General features: G+C 44.5%; 1 protein-coding gene and 1 pseudogene. One reads left to right on the top strand and one right to left on the bottom strand.

What is annotated here, in order from left to right; genetic code table 11:
- Positions 1-1,180 precede the first annotated feature (1,180 nt).
- Positions 1,181-1,843: a tyrosine-type recombinase/integrase gene (locus H6G92_RS38480; RefSeq protein ID WP_190902073.1), complete on the top strand. Its 663-nt coding sequence runs from the start codon at positions 1,181-1,183 to the stop codon at positions 1,841-1,843.
- Between the two features lie 102 nt (positions 1,844-1,945).
- Here the strand turns inward: H6G92_RS38480 and H6G92_RS38475 are convergent.
- Positions 1,946-3,513 (bottom strand): annotated as a pseudogene (locus tag H6G92_RS38475) (bifunctional DNA primase/helicase); the annotation flags it as partial.

Raw genomic sequence — 3,513 nt, 5'->3', positions numbered from 1 at the left:
AGGTGACACTAATTCTTTAAAACTGGAATTTACCGAACTAGACCATGACTCTAATTCCAAATGACTCAAAAAATCGAGTGCCTGGACACTAATTCTTTAAAACTGACAAATAATTCTTTAATGGACAACAACGGGCGATAAACTGCTCCCAAATCCTTTGGTCACAGTTGAAAGATGCTAGTTTTTTTGTACGCCCTGTATTGCTCATGTTCACGTGTCATCTAGGTAAACTGGGACTGCCCACGCTTATTAAATCGTGTAATTCATCATGATGAATTACCTTGATAGTATCATCGCTAAATGCCTCAGCGCATTCCTCAAGCAATGCCTTTTATGAAGAGATGCTACTGCCAACGGCTACCATTGGCGATCAAAAATTATCTCAGGCTTAAACGCTTGCAGGATTGCTTTATCTAATTTTTGCTCATCGAAACAGTGCTGAGTACCTAGTTATATTGCTGAGTAAGAAAGCAATAATTGCATCCAGTACAGTAAGCCTGTACCCCTACGGGGATCTTGCTACGCATAGCGTCTCTAAAAGTTGCCCCTGCTTTTAAGCCCTGGTGTCCATTAAAGAATTAATTGTCAGTTTTAAATAATTAGTGTCCAAACGCATCGGAGAAAAGTTTGAGTTTTTGACACGCAAGTTTTACCCGTTTCTTGAAGAATTTTTTATAGAGCAATCAAACCACTCTCAAAAAATAAACTAAAAATGACTCTATAGTTTTATGTCGTGATAGCGATGAAAAAGCGGGCTATTCCGATAAGCTTGATTTGGCATGAAAGCAACAGAAGCAGGGAAGAATTTTGTACAAGTTTCTTAAAATAAGCACCTTTGCCCGTTTTCTTTAACCCAAACCTACACCTGTAATATTTCTGTAGTGAACTGTTAGAAGTATGCTCTTTGACCTGTTGTATTACTGATTAACTATAAAGTCATTATTGGTTTATTTTTTCACCTATTTTTAGGTTTTTCTTTTAGAGGTGTATTTTTAGGGGGAACCACAAAAAAAGATACCAGCCTTGTTCTTAATTGCTCGTTGTGTGGCGTGGATCTGGATCGTACTTTCGTATCTTTATGAGCGGGTCTGCATAACTGTGAAAATTGCACCCCGTAGCAATTCCTGTCTCGTGGACTGGGATAATAAGAACAGGGCGGGGTGTTGATGGGGCAGCAACCTTGAAAATTGATAGGCATGGTCGAGCAAAGATTTTGTCTTTGCAGGAAATCCAACTTCTGTTCTCGGAGGGGGTGGATTCACTGCGAGATAAAGCGCTGTTTGCGGTGATGCTTTACACAGCGTGTCGGGTGAACGAAGCAGTGACGTTGCTTAAGCGGGACGTATATGATGCCAAAGGAAAAGTCAGAGCCAAAATCATCTTTCGCAAGGGTAACACGAAAGGGAAACTGGCTACCCGTGCCATCCCGGTAATTCAAGAATTGCGAGTCAGGTTGCAAGCATATAAACCGCGTGATGATTCTCCTTGGCTGTTCCCTGGAAATGCTGACCACTCAAGAGCGAATAACCACCTGCACCGGGATTCGGCATTGTGGATATTGCGAGTCGCTTGCAAAAAAATAGGAGTTGAAGGCATAAGCTCTCACAGCTTTCGGCGCACAGCACTCACCTCGATGAGTAATGCCGGAATTCCCTTAAGAGTGATTCAGGAAATCTCTGGGCATCGCACCTTGGACGAGCTGTACAAGTACCTGGAGGTGAGAGAAGATCAAGTATTGGGAGCGGTATCATCTTTAGCGCTACTTGCTCCGGTTGAGTCAGACGACTTCGGGAAACCCAAGTTAGTCGAAGTGACCGATAATTCAGTAAAGAAAAGGCATTGACCCCATTTTACCAAAAAATCGATTTCGCAAAGCAGCATCAGCGCAATTGCTGAAAGCAAAAGTAGAAATTGCTTCAATGATGCGGTTAGTTATGACGAAAGTTTAGGAGAACTCCATCGGCAAGACCTCTTCACTTAGCAAGGCATAAAATTCCGGGACAAGAGATTCCACAAGTCGCAGTTCACTCGCTGCGATCGCTTCAAGTTCCAGTACTGTCTCCCAACGCAAATCTTCAACCCATCGCTTGAGAATGCCTTTAATTGCCTCAACTCCACGAGAAATACCAGAGCGAAGTATTTCTACGCAATGAAGTAGAGTAATCCGGTCAGTGAAGAGAGCAGAGGGGCAGGGGGGCAGGGGGGCAGAGGGGAAAGAACTTGTACAAATTTCTTCTTTGTTTCTCAACTCCTCAACTCCTCTGCCCCTCTGCTCCTCCGCTCCCCTGCTCTCATCTGTAGTATCCTCCCCTTGGCAATGGGAGTTCCCTATAGCATCAAGGGGGGGTGTGGATACGGGCTGCTGATTAAGTCCAGCACTATACGCAGCAGGGTTTTGAGCAGCATAATAGGTTCGATTTTCTTTTTGATTACGCTTTTCCACGCGATGAGCAATTACATGCATTGCAAATTCTAATTCCTCTTTAGATAAAGAAAAAAGTTTCACCTGTTGACCGCGCTTGCCCTGCTTGCGGAAAGTCAGTTTTAGCCCCAGCTGCTCTAGCATTGTGGCCAGCAACCAAATAGGTTTACAGTCACTGGGAATAGTAAACCCAAAAATTGCTTTGACGTGAGCAGCGCAGTTTTTAGCGATCGCCGTCATCTTGAGTAAGGTGGAATCGTCGGCGGTAACTTCATCACCCCTGATTAAACTTAAGAGAATTTGATGCAGTCCCAGGTTAAATCTAGCCAGCCAGCGTGCGGAGTAATTGCCCCAGTCGATGCACAAAGGTAAATTGTCCCGCTCATTGCGGTCTTTTTGGGCGACAATTTGGGGTGGCGTAGGATAACTTCGCCCAGTTTTGGGGTCAGTAAACGATTCTTCGGGTGGGGCTAAAATGGCCTCAAGTCCAGCGATCGCTCTAATTAAGCGGCCACCTTTATCCATTTCTACGAGCGATTCGGTTACTTCGATGCCGTAAGAATCAGAGATGCGGAACTTTTCACATTCAAAAATTTCATTAGGGTCAAGGTAATCTTTGCTCTGACGGGCACGGTACTCGCTCAAAGTAATATTCTTAGCCTTGGCAACAGCCGAATTGTGGGCACGATCCAAAGCTTGTGCTGCTGCTTTTAGACTTTCAAGAGATTGCTCATCATCTTCACTGCCCACATATATAAATGTATTACCCATTTCTGTGAGGAGCGATCGCAGATCATCACGCAGATTATTTAGAGAATAGTGGCGGTTAGCCATAATTTGGCAGTAAGCCTCAAGCGCCCAATCTTTCTCTGCGCCCCGCTTACCCGTTTCTCTGTCAATCCGCAACAGAAAAGCGGTCATTTCATTGGTTTGGAGCAAGCGCTCTTTAATCTTGGTAGCATTGGTATCCTTGTAACCAAAGGGAGGACGCGGGGCCACCCAAATATGAAACGGGACTTTTGGACGATAACGGTAAAGCTGTTGGGCACATTCGGTAGCAGTTTGGGAAACGCCGTGAAACACACCGAACA

The sequence above is a fragment of the Nostoc foliaceum FACHB-393 genome (assembly GCF_014698505.1).
Classification (GTDB): Bacteria; Cyanobacteriota; Cyanobacteriia; order Cyanobacteriales; family Nostocaceae; genus Nostoc; species Nostoc foliaceum_A.
This window is presented reverse-complemented; position numbering and strand designations above follow the sequence as displayed.